The following is a 15,378-nucleotide window of genomic DNA, read 5'->3' on the forward strand; positions in this document are numbered from 1 at the left end:
AACCGAATCTGACGTGGTTCACGTCGCCGGGGGACGTCTGCTCCGTACACAGGGCGTCACCGCACCTGCCGGATTCCGTGGTGCCGGAATTGCTGCCGGTATCAAGAAGAGTGGCAAGTCGGACCTCGCGCTGGTGCTCAACGAGGGCCCTGATCTGGCCGCTGCCGGCGTCTTCACCCTGAACAAGGTCAAGGCAGCTCCGGTGTTGTGGTCTCAGCAGGTCCTGACGACGGGCAAGCTGCGCGCCGTGGTGCTCAACTCGGGCGGCGCAAACGCCTGCACGGGCGCGGGTGGATTCCAGGATGCACACAAGACTGCCGAGGAAGTTGCTTCGGCACTGAGTAATTGGGGAACCGAGACGGGCGCGATCGAAGTTGCCGTCTGTTCCACCGGACTCATCGGTGACCGGTTGCCCATGGACAAGCTGATCCCCGGAGTCACGGAGGTAGTGCACGAACTCGCCGGCGGAATCTCCGGCGGCACCGACGCGGCATACGCGATCATGACGACAGACACCGTGCCGAAGCAGGCGTCGCTGCACCACGCGAACAAGTGGAACGTCGGCGGAATGGCCAAGGGCGCAGGCATGCTCGCGCCTGCGCTGGCCACGATGCTGTGTGTCGTCACGACCGATGCCGTCGCAACGGCCGAGCAGCTCGACACCGCGCTGCGTGCCGCCACCCACCTGAGCTTCGATCGCCTCGACGTCGACGGCGCCACGTCCACCAACGACACGGTGCTCCTGTTGGCTTCCGGCGCCAGCGGTGTCACACCGACCCAGGACGAACTCAACGCCGCGGTCTTCGCAGTGTGCGACGATCTCGCCGATCAGTTGATGGCAGACGCCGAGGGCGTCACCAAGCGGGTCAAGGTGACGGTTCGCGGCGCAGCGTCCGAATCCGACGCCCTGATCGGCGCCCGGACCGTTGCTCGGGACAGCCTGGTCAAGACGGCGCTTTTCGGATCCGATCCCAACTGGGGTCGCGTCCTCGCAGCAGTGGGTATCGCTCCCATCGAGCTCGATCCAGATCGAATCAGTGTGTCCTTCAACGGGAGTCCGGTCTGCATCGACGGCGTCGGTGCCCCGGGAGCACGTGAGGTCGACCTGAGCGGGATCGACATCGAACTCGACATCGATCTGGGAATCGGCAACGAGTCCGTGAGCATTCGCACCACGGACCTCTCGCACGCCTACGTCGAAGAGAACTCGGCGTACTCGTCATGACCGAGACGTATCCCGTGATCAGCGAGCATCAGAAGGCACATGTCCTCGCCGACGCGCTACCGTGGCTGCAGCGATTCCGCGACAAGGTGGTCGTGGTCAAGTACGGCGGAAACGCCATGATCGACGAGACACTCAAGACGGCATTTGCCGCCGACATGGCGTTCCTCCGGACGGTCGGCATCCATCCCGTCGTCGTGCACGGCGGTGGCCCGCAGATCAACGCGATGCTGGCACGCCTTGGTATGAAGGGCGAGTTCCGCGGTGGCTTCCGTGTGACGACGCCCGAGGTGATGGACGTCGTTCGGATGGTGCTTTTCGGTCAGGTCGGCCGTGAACTCGTCGGCCTGATCAACGCGCACGGTCCCTACGCGGTCGGGATCTCCGGCGAAGATGCGCACCTGTTCACCGCCACGCGACGTACCGTCGCGGTGGAGGGCGAACAGACGGACATCGGTCTGGTCGGTGACGTCACCACGGTGAATCCGGATGCGGTACTCGATCTCATTGCGGCAGGACGTATTCCGGTGGTCTCGACCATCGCGCCCGACGCCGACGGTGTCGTTCACAACATCAATGCCGATACCGCTGCTGCGGCACTGGCCGAGGCGATCGGTGCGGAGAAGCTCGTTGTCCTCACCGATGTCGAAGGTCTGTACACCGACTGGCCGGACCGATCCTCGCTGGCCACCGAAATCGACACCGACGCCCTGGCTCAGTTGTTGCCGAGTCTCGATGCCGGCATGGTGCCCAAGATGGAGGCCTGCCTTCGCGCGGTGCGCGGAGGTGTGCCGTCGGCGCACGTGATCGACGGTCGGCTCGAACATTCAGTCCTACTCGAACTCTTCACCGGCGAAGGAATTGGCACGATGGTCGTGCCGGGTTCCTCGGTCGCCGGTCCCCAGCAGGGAGCTACCTCATGAGCACGATCGATCTGCAGCAGCGGTGGTCCGCTTCGCTGATGAACAATTACGGCGTACCCCGGGTTGCTCTCGTCCGCGGTGACGGTGCCGTACTCACCGACGCCGACGGCAAGCAGTACGTCGACTTCCTGGCCGGAATCGCCGTCAACATCCTCGGACACGGACATCCGGCCGTCGTCGAAGCCGTCTCCACTCAGTTGTCGACACTGGGCCACGTGTCCAACCTGTACGCCAGCGAGCCGGTCGTCGAGTTGGCGGAGCAGCTGCTCGCGCATCTCGGCAACGTGACCGGGCGCGCGTTCTTCTGCAACTCCGGTACCGAGGCGAACGAGGCTGCCTTCAAGCTCGCTCGTGCCACCGGCCGGAAGAAGATCATCGCAGCCGAAGGCTCCTTCCACGGTCGCACGATGGGCGCACTCGCACTGACGGGTCAGCCGGCCAAGCGGGCGCCGTTCGAACCGATGCCCGCCGGTGTCGAGTTCGTGCCGTACGGCGACGTCGAGGCACTCGAGCAGGCCGTCGATTCCGACACCGCCGCTGTGTTCCTCGAACCGATCATGGGTGAGGGCGGCGTCGTGGTGCCGCCCGAGGGATACCTCGTCGAGGCTCGGCGGATCACCGCCGAGCGCGGCGCACTTCTCGTGCTCGACGAAGTGCAGACCGGCATCGGCCGGACCGGCTGGTTCTACTCCCATCAGGCAGTCGGCATCGTCCCGGACGTCATCACCCTCGCGAAGGGGCTCGGCGGCGGAATGCCGATCGGCGCCTGCATCGCGACCGGGGCAACGGCAGAGTTGTTCGGACCGGGTAAGCACGGTACGACGTTCGGTGGCAATCCGGTGTGCGCTGCGGCGGCACTTGCCGTGCTGAAAACCATTGCAGCGGAAGACCTGATCTCGCGCGCGGACAGTTTGGGTAAGTCGATCTCGACTGGCATCGAAGACCTGGGCCATCCGTTGGTCGACTACGTACGGGGATCAGGACTGTTGCTGGGTGTCGTGCTGACCGAGGATGTCGCGCCGGCGGTGGAAAATGCCGCCCGCGAAGCCGGGTACCTTGTGAATGCAGCGCAACCCGGAGTGATCCGGTTGGCGCCGCCGCTGATCCTCACGGATGAGCAGGCCGAAACCTTCGTGGCAGCACTACCTGCCATCTTCGACAGTGCACTATCGGCTGACCAGCCGGGGGAGAAGTGACTACCGTGGTGAAACACTTTCTCAGGGACGACGATCTGACTCCGGCGCAACAGGCCGAAGTTCTGGAACTCGCTGCGATTCTCAAGAAGGACCCGTTCGCTCGGCGTCCGCTCGAGGGTCCACGCGGAGTCGGCGTCATCTTCGAGAAGAACTCGACGCGTACACGTTTCTCGTTCGAGATGGGCATCGCGCAGATGGGCGGCCACGCCGTCGTCGTCGACGGGCGCAGCACCCAACTCGGGCGTGAAGAGACGTTGGCGGACACCGGACGCGTTCTCTCTCGCTACGTCGACGCCGTCGTGTGGCGCACGTTCGGTCAGAAGCGCTTGGAGCAGATGGCAACGGGCGCAACCATTCCCATCGTCAATGCGTTGTCGGACGAGTTTCACCCCTGTCAGGTTCTGGCAGATCTGCAAACGCTGATCGAGCAGAAGGGTGAGCTCAAGGGACTGAAGCTGACCTACCTGGGTGACGGCGCCAACAACATGGCTCACTCACTGATGCTCGGCGGAGTCACCGCAGGCATCGACGTCACCATCGCAAGTCCCGCGGGCTTCGAACCGGCGGACTGGGTAGTGGCAGCAGCACGCAAACGCGCCGAGGAAACCGGCGCGACCATCACGCTGACGCAGGACCCGCAGGCCGGCGTCGTCGGCGCCGACGCGTTGGTCACCGACACCTGGACCTCGATGGGGCAGGAGAACGACGGACTCGATCGGGTCGGACCTTTCCGTCCGTTCCAGATCAACAAAGAGCTGCTCGCAAAGGCAGATCCGAAGGCTGTCGTCCTGCACTGCCTGCCCGCACATCGCGGCGAAGAGGTCACCGACGAGGTTCTCGACGGGCCGCAGAGTGTTGTCTGGGACGAGGCGGAGAACCGCCTGCACGCCCAGAAGGCATTGCTCGTGTGGCTGCTGGAACAGCGAACCCAACTGGATCCGGCGTGAGCGTCGCTCCCACTCGGGCTGGTCGCCAGTCGCGCATCATCGCGCTTCTGGCGGCTCACCCCGTCCGAAGTCAGACGGAGTTGGCGGCGTTGCTCGGTGCCGAGGGCATCGAAGCAACGCAGGCGACGCTCTCGCGTGACCTCGAAGAGCTGGGAGCGGTGAAACTACGTGCCGCTGACGGCGGCGCCGGTGTTTACGTGGTGCCGGAGGACGGGAACCCGGTACGCGGTGTGTCCGGCGGTACCGACCGCCTGTCACGGCTGTTGGGTGAGCTGTTGGTCTCCACCGATTTCAGCGGCAACATGGCGATCCTCCGGACACCGCCGGGAGCCGCGCATTACCTCGCGAGCGCACTGGATCGGTCCTCGATGCCGGACATCGTGGGCACGATCGCCGGAGATGACACCATCTTCGTAGTGGCCCGGGAACCTCTTTCCGGAGCGGAACTCGCGGCCATGATCGAATCGCTCGCCTGACCCTTTATTCTTTGATAGAGATTTTCAACCGAAGGAGCACAAAAACCATGGCCGATCGCGTCGTACTCGCCTACTCGGGCGGGCTGGACACTTCTGTTGCCATCAGTTGGATCGGTAAGGAGACGGGCGCTGAAGTTGTCGCCGTCGCCATCGATCTGGGGCAGGGTGGCGAGGACATGGAGGTCGTGCGTCAGCGCGCGATCGACTGCGGCGCAGTCGAATCCGTTGTCGTCGACGCCCGCGACGAGTTCGCGGACGAATACTGCCTGCCGACCATCGCGGCCAACGCCCTGTACATGGACCGTTACCCGCTGGTCTCGGCCATCAGCCGTCCGCTGATCGTCAAGCACATCGTCGAAGCTGCACGCTCGCACGGCGGCACCATCGTCTCGCACGGTTGCACCGGTAAGGGCAACGACCAGGTTCGCTTCGAGGTCGGATTCGGCGCCCTCGCCCCCGACCTGCAGGTCATCGCACCGGTCCGCGACTACGCCTGGACCCGCGAGAAGGCCATCGCCTTCGCCGAAGAGAACAACATCCCGATCAACGTCTCCAAGAAGTCGCCGTTCTCGATCGACCAGAACGTCTGGGGCCGCGCCGTCGAGACCGGATTCCTCGAGGATCTGTGGAACGCGCCGACGAAGGACGTCTACGACTACACCCAGGACCCGACGGTCAACTGGAACGCACCCGACGAGCTCATCATCAGCTTCGACAAGGGCCGCCCGGTTGCCATTGACGGCCGCCCCGTCTCCGTGCTCGAAGCGATCCAGGAACTGAACAAGCGCGCAGGCGCTCAGGGCGTCGGCCGCCTCGACGTCGTCGAGGACCGTCTCGTGGGCATCAAGAGCCGTGAGATCTACGAAGCTCCCGGCGCGATGGTTCTCATCACCGCACACCAGGAACTCGAGCACGTCACCCTCGAACGCGAACTCGGTCGCTACAAGCGTCAGATGGAGCAGCGTTGGTCCGAGCTGGTCTACGACGGCCTCTGGTTCTCGCCCCTCAAGGACGCACTGGACACGTTCGTCACCAAGACGCAGGAGCGCGTCACCGGCGACATTCGTCTCTTCCTGCACGGTGGAGCCATCACGGTCAACGGTCGTCGTAGCCCCGAGTCGCTCTACGACTTCAACCTCGCGACGTACGACGAGGGCGACAGCTTCGACCAGTCCGCATCGAAGGGCTTCGTCGAGATCCACGGTCTGTCGTCGAAGGTCGCCGCGAAGCGCGATCTGGGACTCTGAGCCATGACGGCTCACGGTGACGGAGACGCCCAAAAACACGGCACCAACGAAGGTGCGCTCTGGGGCGGGCGGTTCGAATCCGGGCCGGCCGCTGCCATGGCAGCGCTGAGCAAGTCGACTCACTTCGACTGGGTCCTCGCTCCGTACGATGTGCGGGCGTCGCAGGCGCATGCACGTGTGCTGAACAAGGCTGGCCTGCTCAGCGAAGCCGACCTCGCGACAATGCTCGACGGTCTCGACCGTCTTGGGGCAGATGTCGCCAGCGGCGCCTTCGGGCCCAGTGATTCGGACGAGGACGTGCACGGCGCACTCGAGCGTGGTCTGATCGAGCGCGTCGGGCCTGAGGTCGGTGGTCGCCTGCGTGCTGGTCGTTCACGTAACGACCAGGTGGCCACGCTGTTCCGCATGTGGCTTCGGGATGCGGTCCGCCGCATCTCCACCGGCGTTCTCGACGTGGTCGACGCATTGGCGACTCAGGCCGGGGCGCATCCGGATGCCGTGATGCCGGGCAAGACGCACCTGCAGGCGGCTCAGCCAGTCCTGTTGGCGCATCACCTGCTCGCTCACGCACATCCGTTGTTGCGCGACGTGCAACGCCTTCGCGACTTCGACGTGCGAGCTGCAGTGTCCCCGTACGGTTCCGGTGCACTCGCCGGTTCCTCACTCGGACTCGATCCCGAAGCGATTGCGGCGGAACTGAAGTTCGACAGCTCGGCCGAGAACTCGATCGACGCAACGGCTTCGCGTGATTTTGCGGCGGAAGCAGCGTTCGTGCTTGCAATGATCGGTGTCGATCTCTCCCGTATGGCGGAAGAGATCATCATCTGGAGCACACCGGAGTTCGGCTACATCACGCTTGCCGACGCGTGGTCCACGGGATCGTCGATCATGCCGCAGAAGAAGAATCCGGATGTCTCGGAACTCACGCGCGGTAAGTCGGGTCGTTTGATTGGTAACCTCACCGGATTGTTGGCGACGCTCAAGGCTCAGCCGCTGGCGTACAACCGCGATCTGCAAGAGGACAAGGAACCGGTTTTCGACTCGGTTGCGCAGCTCGAGATGTTGCTCCCGGCCATCACTGGTCTGGTGCAGACTCTCGAGTTCCACACCGAGCGCATGGCGGAACTTGCTCCGGCAGGGTTCACGTTGGCCACCGACATCGCGGAGTGGATGGTGCGTCAGGGCGTGCCGTTCCGGGTTGCACACGAGGCCGCCGGAGCGTGTGTGCGTGTCGCCGAAGCACGGGGCGTCGGACTCGAAGATCTCACGGACGAGGAACTGGCCGGCGTCGACAGCGCGCTGACGCCCGCTGTTCGTGAGGTGCTGACAGTCGAGGGTTCCATCGCTTCGCGCAATGCGCGGGGCGGCACCGCGGGGGTGCGGGTGGCAGAGCAGTTGGACGGAGTCCGAGCAGTGGCGCAGTCGCTGCGGGGATGGACGCTCTGACCTCGAGGTCGCGAGTGTTGTCCCTCTCTTTTCGGCAGTAGTCCTTCGGTCGTACGCGGTCAGGGAGCAGAATTTGCTCCCTGACCGCGTACGCGTATTCGTCGTCAGTAGGCTTGTCGCGCGCGGGAAAAATGAGACTGACGTCACATGGTGAGTAACTTGGGAGTGAAATGGTGGGATTGAATTCCAAGTCTGTGCTGGGCCCGATTCGTCGGGTGGTTGCGACAGCACAAAACGGCCTCGAAGTCGTCCGGTTGGGTGGGTTGGAAACGGATGCGACCACGTCGCCGTTCGAGATCGTCGAACGCGCCGCGATGTATCGGCTACGGCGTTACTTCCCGGACAGTGACCCCGAAACTGTCGGCGCACCGATCTTGCTGATCCCGCCGATGATGATGTCGGCGAACGTGTACGACGTGACCCGTGACCAGGGTGCTGTGGGAATTCTGCACGAGATGGGCCTGGACCCCTGGGTAGTCGATTTCGGCTCGCCCGACTCCGAAGAGGGCGGTTGGGATCGTAATCTTGCCGATCACATCATCGCTCTCAGCGACATCGTCGATCACATCCACCGTCACACCGGTAAAGATGTTCACATCTCCGGTTACTCGCAGGGTGGGATGTTCGCCTATCAGGCTGCTGCCTACCGACGCAGCCGAAACATCGCCAGTGTCATCACCTTCGGCAGTCCGGTCGACACACTCGCCGCGCTGCCTTTCGGTATCCCGGCCGGATTGGCTACCAAGGGTGCGGATTTCCTCGCCGATCACGTCTTCAATCGCCTGGCAGTCACCGGATGGATGGCTCGCACCGGGTTCCAGTTGCTCGATCCCGTGAAAACGCTGAAGATGCGCGTCGACTTTCTGCTTCAACTGCACGACCGTGAGGCGTTGCTTCCGCGGGAGCAGCAGCGACGCTTCCTCGCGACCGAGGGTTGGGTCGCGTGGTCGGGGCCCGCGGTAGCCGAACTGCTCAAGCAGTTCATCGTGCACAACCGAATGATGACCGGTGGTTTTGTCATCAAGGATCAATTGGTCTCGCTCGCCGAGATCACCTGCCCCATCCTGGCATTCGTCGGCGAGGTCGACGACATCGGTCAGCCGCAAGCGGTTCGAGGCATCAGTCAGGCAGCGCCGCGTGCCAAGGTCTACGAATCTACCTTGCGCGCAGGCCATTTCGGATTGGTCGTCGGGTCCACCGCGGCCAATCACACCTGGCCGACCACCGGTGAATTCGTACAGTGGACCGAGTCTGGGGGGCCCCTCCCGGGCCGCATCGCGAACATGGTCTACGGCGCCGACCTCGAAGATCAGACCGGCGTGTCGATCAGCAATCGGATCATCCACACCGTCGCCTCGGTCGCCGAAGTAGGGGCAGGAGTCACCAAGGGAATCAGTGACCTTGCCGCAGGTGCGTTGCGCGGCACTTTCGAATTGTCGGGCGAAGCGGCACGAGCGTTGCCGCGTCTGGCGCGCCTCAACCAAATTCAGCCGCACACCAAGATCTCGCTGAGCCAGTTGCTCGCGGAGCAGCGTCGAAAGGCGCCGAACGGCGAGTGCTTCCTCTTCGACAATCGCGTGCACACCTACGAAGCGGTCAACGCCCGCATCGACAATGTCGTACGCGGATTGATCTCCGTGGGAGTGCGTCCGGCAGCACACGTCGGTGTCCTGATGGAGACCCGTCCCAGCGCACTCGCGGCCATCGCAGCACTCTCGCGCCTCGGTGCCGTCGCGGTCATGCTTCCGCCAGGGTCCGACATCACGGCGGCGGTCAAGCTGGGATCGGTCGATCGGATCATCACCGATCCGGAGAACGTCGATGCTGCAGTGGTTACCGGTAGGCCGGTTTTGGTGCTCGGCGGCGGCGATGCGCGCGGCCTCGAGGTGGATCCGTCACACGACCTGATCGATCTCGAACAAATCGATCCGACGAAGGTGAATCTGCCCGGGTGGTACCGACCGGATCCCGGTGTCGCCCGTGAACTCGCCTTTATCATCTTTGCGGAATCCGGCGGTGTGCTCGAAGCCAAGCAGATCACCAACTACCGGTGGGCATTGTCGGCCTTCGGCACGGCCACGGCGGCAGATCTCGATCGCGGTGACACCGTGTACTGCCTTGCGCCGCTCCACCATTCGTCGAGTCTGCTCGCGACCATCGGTGGCGCAATGGCCGGTGGTTCCCGGATTGCTCTCTCACGCGGACTGAATCCGGCGAGGTTTGTCGAAGAAATCCACCGCTACGGCGTGACGGTCGTGAGTTACACGTGGTCGATGATGCGCGAGATCCTCGACGAGGATCTTCTTCTCATCGACGGTAGCCATCCGGTCCGCCTGTTCATCGGTTCGGGAATGCCCCATGGTTTGTGGAAGCGGACCACGGAGGCGTTCGACCCCGCGCAGGTGCTCGAGTTCTATGCGTCGACCGAAGGCGACGTGATTCTCGCCAACGTTGCAGGTTCCAAAGTTGGTTCCAAGGGTCGCCCGCTGCCGGGTAGCGCGCAGGTTCGGTTGGCGGCCTACGACCCGCTGAGTGGTCGGCTCCTCGAAAACGGCAACGGATTTGTCCGTGAGTGCGCCGAAGACGAGGTCGGCTTGCTGCTCGGGCGCGCGGGATTCACTGCCGATCTCTCGGGCGGCGCCATGCGAGGTCTCTTTCAAGCCGGCGATTCGTGGATTCCCACCGAGAATCTCTTCCGCCGGGACTCCGACGGCGACTACTGGCTGATCGACCACAAGAACACGGTCATTTCCACGCTCCGCGGCCCCGTGTTCACCCAGCCGATCGTCGACGCGTTGTCGAGTGTGGCGCGGGTGGATCTTGCCGTCGCATACGGAGTCGGTGACGCGCCGCATCAGCTGGCGGTCGCTGCCGTGACCTGGCGTCCGGGGCGGCAGTTCCGTTCTGCCGAGCTTGCAGAGGCTCTCTCGCGCATCGCTTTCGACGCTCGTCCGGATATCGTGCACGTGGTTGACGAGATTCCGGTGGGTTCGTCGTATCGTCCGAGTTCCACTGCGTTGGCTGCGGCCGGATTGCCGGCGCCGGGGCCACGGACCTGGTTCCTCGATTCCGAGACGCAGTCGTACAGGCGGCTGACCAAGGCAATTGCCGCGCAGTTGATGCCGACGAGGGTGAGCACCGGAGCACGGTAGCCTGAGGACATTCTGTTTGATCGGTTCGAGAGGACTCACGTGGCTATTGATTCGACGTTGCTCAGCATTTTGGCCTGCCCCCAGGATAAAGGCCCGCTGCTGCTGGTCGGGGACGAGTTGCTCTACAACCCGCGCCTTCGGCGTGCATACCCGATCGAGAACGGCATTCCCGTTCTGTTGATCGACGAGGCACGCGATGTTGCGGACGACGAGCACGAGAAGTTGCTCGCACGGGCTGAAGGCTAGATCGGTAGTTCACCGGTCAGGTACCGCTGGAGGTTCGGCGCCACCAGCGGTACCAACGCGTGAACGCTCAATGATGCGAGTGGTTCGAGTCCGAGCACATATCGCGTGACAAGCAGTCCGGCCATCTGAGAGGCCACCAATTCCGCTCTGATCAAGCCGGTACCAGGTGGTGTGTCCACGCGCGGAATGATGTCGCGCAAAACGACATCGAGCAGAAAGCTCTGGATCAACTGCGATCCGTCGCCGGAAACCGCCGATCGAAAAGCCGCCAGAATCGCCGGCTGATGTTCCGATTCCCACAGTCCGATTACTGCTCTGAGTAGGTTCTCTCCGAGATTTTCGGTCGGAGAGGCGTGAACCGGTCCCAATACCTGCGCTGGATCGATCGGTAGCGCGATCGCAGCGGTGAACAACTGCTCCTTGCTCCCGAAATGGTGATGAATCATGGCCGGATCGACGTCAGCGGCCGCGGCTATCGATCGCACGGTTGTTCGTCGAAAACCGTTTTGGGAGAACGCTCGTCGCGCCGAATCGAGGATCTGCGCGCGAGTCTCCGATTTGCCCGGTCGTCGCCCCGAACGAATCGGTGCCGGAGTCGTGTCGTTGTCGGTCATGGAGTGCGGCGATCGAGTGTTGCCGCGGCGAGCGAGAGCGCTGCGGCGGCGAAGCCCGCCATGACGGCGAGATCACGCCACATCTGTCCCGTCGCATCGGCATGCATTGACACTTGTTGAAGTGCGTCGACGGCGTAGCTCAAGGGGAGGACGTTGCTGATCCATTCGAGCCAGGTCGGCAATTGGTCGCGGGGCACCAGGAGTCCGCAGAGGAAGAGTTGGGGGACCACAACTACCGGCATGAACTGCACCGCTTGGAACTCGGTCTTCGCGAATGCGCTGGCCAACAGGCCTAGCGCAACGCCGAGTATTGCGCCGAGAACTGCAATGACGATGACCCAGGCAAGACTGCCGGCGATGGTGAGCCCGAGAAATCCGAAAGCAACCGCGCACGCGAGAGCTGCCTGGGCGGCGGCCGAGAGCGAAAATGCCGCGCCGTATCCCGCCAGAAGATCGAGTTTGCCCATTGGGGTGGTGAGCAGGCGTTCGAGTGTTCCTGAACTGCGTTCGCGCTGCATTGCGATGGACGTGACCAGGAACATCACCACAAACGGCAAGATTCCCAACATGGTGATCGCCACCCGTTGGAACAGTGAAACCTGGCCGGGCGGCGTCGGTACGTCTTGGTAGAGGAAATACAGCAGAATCATCAGCAAGGACGGGACCAACAAGATCATGGCCACCGTGCGATGGTCCTGGCGGAGCTGAAGCAGAATGCGGACGGTCGTAGCGCCGAAGATCCTGATGCTCATGATATTTCGCCTCCCACGGGTGAAGTCCGGATCAGCTCGAGAAAGGCGTCCTCGAGCCGTTCGCATCTGGTTTTGGCGCGCAATTCATCAGGTGTGAGTTGTGCGAGAAGGTGCCCGTCGCGCATCAGGATCAGTTCAGCGCAGTGATCGGCCTCGTCCATGACGTGGCTGGAGACCAACAGGGTGGTTCCGCTGCGAGCGAGGTCGGCAAATCGTTCCCACAATTCGACGCGAAGCACCGGATCGAGACCAACGGTCGGTTCGTCGAGGATCAACACATCAGGTGACGCCACTAACGCGCATGCCAGCGAGACTCGACCGCGTTGACCTCCGGACAGATCGGCGGCGGTCTGGTCGGCGTATCGGCTCAATCCGACGGCGTCGACCGCTGCTGTGACGTCTTCGCCGGACTTGCCGTACAGGGCGCCGAAGTACTGGACGTTTCGAGTGACCGTCAGGTCGCCGTACACGCTGGGGGATTGGGTGACGTATCCGACCCGGCGGCGAAGAGCAACGGAACCGGCGAGGTCGCCCAGGACTCTGACCTCACCACTTTCGACGATCTGGGTTCCGACTATCGCGCGCATCAGGGTTGTCTTGCCGCAGCCGGACGGACCGAGCAGTCCGGTGATCGATCCTGCCGAAACCTGCAGGTCGAGTGAGTGAAGAACTTCGTGCTTGCCGCGAATGACTCGTAGTCCGCGGATGTCTATTGCCGGCGTGGTGGTCACGGTTCGCCTCATTTCAATAATTCATCACTTGTTGAATTATGCGACTCGGCCGACCGATGAGTCAACGGCGTGGGCACAATCGAAGGGTGAGTATCGAGACCTTGGAAAATGTGAAGAACCCGTTGGAAGCGGGCCTGACAATTCTCGGCTCGACCCTGATCGTCGACGACATCTCGCTGAGGATCGTCGAGGTCGAGGCGTACGGAGGGGAGAAGGACGGGCCCTGGCCAGATCCGGCAGCACATTCGTATCGGGGGCAAACGCCGCGGAACAGCGTGATGTTCGGGCGGGCGGGCCGTCTCTACGTCTACCGCAGCTACGGAATGCACTTTTGTATGAACATCTCGTACGGCCCGGATGGTGTCGCGGGTGGTGTTCTGCTCCGAGCGGCCGAAATCGAGGCCGGTCACGATGTGGTGTCTGCTCGGAGATCGCCGGATCGACCATCTCACCAATGGGCCAGAGGGCCAGGTAATCTCGGCGCTTCCGTTGCAATCACATTGGCGGACAACGGAACAGACGTGTTCAACCCTGCCTCGCGGGTTCGGCTCGAATTGGGGGAGTCGAAGGAATGGGTCAGTGGACCGCGGGTGGGGGTCAGTACTGCGGCCGAGGTCCCGTGGCGCCTGTGGATTCCGGACTCGCGAGCGGTGTCCGCGTACCGCCGAAGCCCGCGAGCGCCGGTCATTTCGTGAAGATGGGATGATCGAGTCCGTGACTGAGAATATTCTCGACGAACTGACCTGGCGTGGGCTGATCGCCCAATCAACTGATCTCGACGCTTTGCGTAAAGATCTCGAGGCCGGACCGGTCACGTTGTATGCGGGCTTCGACCCGACCGGACCGAGCCTGCACGCAGGTCACCTGGTTCCGCTCCTCGCGCTCAAGCGGTTTCAGCGTGCCGGTAACCGTCCGATCGTTCTTGCCGGCGGCGCAACAGGCCTGATCGGTGATCCCCGTGACGTCGGGGAACGGACGATGAACTCCGCCGATACGGTTGCGGACTGGGCAGGTCGCATCCGTGGTCAGCTCGAACGATTCGTGGATTTCGACGATTCACCGACGAGTGCGGTCATCGAGAACAACATGAACTGGACCGGCAAGATGTCGGCCATCGACTTCCTGCGTGATGTCGGCAAACACTTCTCCGTGAATGTCATGCTTGCGCGTGACACCGTGAAGCGTCGTCTCGAGTCGGACGGGATGTCGTACACCGAGTTCAGCTACATGCTGCTCCAAGCCAACGACTACCTGCACTTGCGACGCGATCTCGGCTGCACTCTGCAGGTCGGTGGGTCCGATCAGTGGGGCAACATCATCGCGGGCGTCGAACTCAACCGTCGTGTCGACGGCGAGAGTGTTCACGCAATGACCGTTCCGCTGGTGACCTCGGCTGATGGGAAGAAGTTCGGAAAGTCGACCGGTGGCGGAAGTTTGTGGCTCGACCCCGAGATGACCAGCCCGTACGCGTGGTACCAGTACTTCGTGAACACCGGCGACGCCGACGTGATCAAGTACCTGCGCTGGTTCACCTTCCTGACTGCGGACGAACTCACGGAGTTGGAGACTGCAACAGCGGAGCGGCCGCATGCGCGAGAAGCGCAGAAGCGACTCGCCGCGGAGATGACGACCTTGGTTCACGGGGAACACAACACCCGTGCTGTCGAGCTCGCCAGCCAGGCGTTGTTCGGCAAGGCGGAGCTGGCGGAACTCGACGAGTCGACGCTCGCCGCGGCGCTGAAGGAAGCATCGGTCAGCGAATTGGCGCCGGGGGAGCCGCGCACGATCATCGATCTGCTCGTGACGAGCGGCTTGTGTGAGAGCAAGGGAGCCGCTCGACGCGCAGTGAAAGAGGGCGGCGCTTCGGTGAACAACCAGAAGGTGTCGGCCGATGACTGGGAGCCTGCCGCATCCGATCTGCTTCACGGCAGCTGGTTGGTCGTCCGGCGCGGAAAGCGCAACTTCGCCGGCGTGAAAATCCTTCCAAACTGACGTGTGTGGGGTCACAGTTGTCTCGCGGGGCTCCTGTGGCCGCTGGTGGCCCGCCTCCGAGCGGGCTACCAGCGGATTTAACCTGGCGAACATCTGCGACCTGCACGTTTGACGCTCAGTTTTCATTCGCGTAACTTTGTCCAAGTCAGAGCGACACGGACACCAACCCCGACCGAGAGGCCGGGGAAACGCGGTTGGACGAAGTCGGAGACAATCACGCTCAGCGGGAACTTGCTTACCTGGAGTGAACAAGCTAAGATTGTAACCCTTGCCCCGGAGCTTTCAACCTGGTTGAAGTGATGGTGTGTGCGTGTTCTTTGAGAACTCAACAGTGTGTCGATGAATGTCAGTGCCAAATTTTTTGGTACTTCACATCCGCGAATGATCAACCGCCTCTTGGGGTTTGGTTGGTTTGTGTGTGGTGTGAGTATTTT

14 protein-coding genes are annotated in these 15,378 nt (G+C 62.8%); 11 read left to right on the plus strand and 3 right to left on the minus strand.

From position 1 onward, the window contains the following. Positions 1 to 13: 13 nt before the first annotated feature. From argJ to R4P65_RS28410, 9 genes are all read left to right on the plus strand, one after another. Complete coding sequence (gene argJ, locus R4P65_RS28370; protein ID WP_317828995.1) at positions 14 to 1,225, plus strand: bifunctional glutamate N-acetyltransferase/amino-acid acetyltransferase ArgJ; 1,212 nt, start codon at positions 14 to 16, stop codon at positions 1,223 to 1,225. Beyond that, a complete protein-coding gene (gene argB / locus R4P65_RS28375; RefSeq protein WP_019748607.1) occupies positions 1,222 to 2,145 on the plus strand; it encodes an acetylglutamate kinase in 924 nt (307 codons plus the stop codon). Before argJ ends, argB begins: the two co-directional genes overlap by 4 nt. Then, positions 2,142 to 3,341, plus strand: coding sequence for an acetylornithine transaminase (locus R4P65_RS28380; RefSeq protein WP_317828981.1), 1,200 nt, complete (start codon positions 2,142 to 2,144; stop codon positions 3,339 to 3,341). The genes argB and R4P65_RS28380 overlap by 4 nt, the downstream gene beginning before the upstream one ends. Next, complete coding sequence (gene argF / locus R4P65_RS28385; RefSeq protein ID WP_021334039.1) at positions 3,338 to 4,288, plus strand: ornithine carbamoyltransferase; 951 nt, start codon at positions 3,338 to 3,340, stop codon at positions 4,286 to 4,288. The genes R4P65_RS28380 and argF overlap by 4 nt, the downstream gene beginning before the upstream one ends. Next, a complete protein-coding gene (locus tag R4P65_RS28390) occupies positions 4,285 to 4,764 on the plus strand; it encodes an arginine repressor (protein WP_020907875.1) in 480 nt (159 codons plus the stop codon). Before argF ends, R4P65_RS28390 begins: the two co-directional genes overlap by 4 nt. Before the next feature lie 47 nt (positions 4,765 to 4,811). Then, positions 4,812 to 6,011: an argininosuccinate synthase gene (locus tag R4P65_RS28395; RefSeq protein WP_317828982.1), complete on the plus strand. Its 1,200-nt coding sequence runs from the start codon at positions 4,812 to 4,814 to the stop codon at positions 6,009 to 6,011. Positions 6,012 to 6,014: 3 nt separating this feature from the next. Further along, entirely contained in the window at positions 6,015 to 7,457 is a 1,443-nt protein-coding gene (gene argH, locus R4P65_RS28400) for an argininosuccinate lyase (RefSeq protein WP_317828983.1), read from the plus strand. 170 nt (positions 7,458 to 7,627) lie between these two features. Beyond that, a complete protein-coding gene (locus R4P65_RS28405; protein ID WP_317828984.1) occupies positions 7,628 to 10,609 on the plus strand; it encodes an acyl-CoA synthetase in 2,982 nt (993 codons plus the stop codon). Positions 10,610 to 10,648: 39 nt separating this feature from the next. Next, a complete protein-coding gene (locus tag R4P65_RS28410; protein ID WP_003944045.1) occupies positions 10,649 to 10,855 on the plus strand; it encodes a Trm112 family protein in 207 nt (68 codons plus the stop codon). On the opposite strand, the gene R4P65_RS28415 is transcribed toward R4P65_RS28410, so the two are convergent. Genes R4P65_RS28415 through R4P65_RS28425 form a run of 3 tightly spaced genes read right to left on the minus strand, consistent with a single transcriptional unit; the run spans position 10,852 to position 12,952 of the window. Next, on the minus strand, positions 10,852 to 11,469 hold the full coding sequence (locus R4P65_RS28415) for a TetR family transcriptional regulator (protein WP_317828985.1): 618 nt from the start codon (positions 11,467 to 11,469) through the stop codon (positions 10,852 to 10,854). The genes R4P65_RS28410 and R4P65_RS28415 overlap by 4 nt on opposite strands. Further along, positions 11,466 to 12,221, minus strand: a complete 756-nt coding sequence (locus R4P65_RS28420; protein ID WP_003944033.1) for an ABC transporter permease — start codon at positions 12,219 to 12,221, stop codon at positions 11,466 to 11,468. The genes R4P65_RS28415 and R4P65_RS28420 overlap by 4 nt, the downstream gene beginning before the upstream one ends. Further along, a complete protein-coding gene (locus R4P65_RS28425; protein WP_317828986.1) occupies positions 12,218 to 12,952 on the minus strand; it encodes an ABC transporter ATP-binding protein in 735 nt (244 codons plus the stop codon). The genes R4P65_RS28420 and R4P65_RS28425 overlap by 4 nt, the downstream gene beginning before the upstream one ends. Before the next feature lie 86 nt (positions 12,953 to 13,038). On the opposite strand from R4P65_RS28425, the gene R4P65_RS28430 reads away from it, so the two are divergent. Together R4P65_RS28430 and tyrS are read left to right on the plus strand one after the other, a co-directional pair. Then, the gene (locus R4P65_RS28430) at positions 13,039 to 13,647 is read left to right on the plus strand and encodes a DNA-3-methyladenine glycosylase (protein ID WP_020969717.1); all 609 of its coding nucleotides are present in this window, start codon (positions 13,039 to 13,041) and stop codon (positions 13,645 to 13,647) included. A gap of 19 nt (positions 13,648 to 13,666) precedes the next feature. Continuing rightward, a complete protein-coding gene (tyrS, locus tag R4P65_RS28435; protein WP_317828987.1) occupies positions 13,667 to 14,944 on the plus strand; it encodes a tyrosine--tRNA ligase in 1,278 nt (425 codons plus the stop codon). The last annotated feature ends 434 nt before the right edge of the window (positions 14,945 to 15,378 follow it).

It is taken from the genome of Rhodococcus sp. IEGM 1318 (genome assembly GCF_033142465.1).
Classification (GTDB): domain Bacteria; phylum Actinomycetota; class Actinomycetes; order Mycobacteriales; family Mycobacteriaceae; genus Rhodococcus_F; species Rhodococcus_F qingshengii_B.

Excerpts from the sequence above, each read along its gene's own strand:
- argB (WP_019748607.1), top strand. The coding sequence starts at position 1,222 with ATGACCGAGACGTATCCCGTGATCAGCGAGCATCAGAAGGCACATGTC.
- R4P65_RS28380 (WP_317828981.1), top strand. The coding sequence starts at position 2,142 with ATGAGCACGATCGATCTGCAGCAGCGGTGGTCCGCTTCGCTGATGAAC.
- R4P65_RS28395 (WP_317828982.1), top strand. The coding sequence starts at position 4,812 with ATGGCCGATCGCGTCGTACTCGCCTACTCGGGCGGGCTGGACACTTCT.
- argH (WP_317828983.1), top strand. The coding sequence starts at position 6,015 with ATGACGGCTCACGGTGACGGAGACGCCCAAAAACACGGCACCAACGAA.
- R4P65_RS28405 (WP_317828984.1), top strand. The coding sequence starts at position 7,628 with ATGGTGGGATTGAATTCCAAGTCTGTGCTGGGCCCGATTCGTCGGGTG.
- R4P65_RS28415 (WP_317828985.1), bottom strand. The coding sequence starts at position 11,469 with ATGACCGACAACGACACGACTCCGGCACCGATTCGTTCGGGGCGACGA.
- R4P65_RS28420 (WP_003944033.1), bottom strand. The coding sequence starts at position 12,221 with ATGAGCATCAGGATCTTCGGCGCTACGACCGTCCGCATTCTGCTTCAG.